The 280-nt window shown below is 65.7% G+C and carries 1 pseudogene; it reads right to left on the reverse strand.

The annotated features are described in order from the left end of the window. Positions 1–280, reverse strand: a pseudogene (locus tag ACLBXP_RS26085) (PQQ-dependent dehydrogenase, methanol/ethanol family); the annotation flags it as partial.

Genomic DNA, 280 nt, shown 5'->3' on the forward strand with positions numbered 1-280 from the left:
CCTTGAGCGAGCCGATGTGGTCCTCGAAGATCGGCTTGATGGTGAAGCCGGCGCCGAGGTAGGCGGCGCCCTTCTTGTAGGCGTCGGGCTCGTTCCAGATGTCCATGCCCCACTCGTTCGAGGGGACGTAGAACAGCTTCGTGTCGGGGCTGTAGCCGATCGGCATCCAGTTCTTGCCGCCGAGGAAGCCCGGCACCGCGAACACGGTCTTGCCCTTCTTGCCGTCCTCGGACTTCGTCGGGTCACCGGGGCGGAACGCGTCGTCGTAGATCGGGCGGCC

This window comes from Methylobacterium sp. A54F, assembly GCF_053346035.1.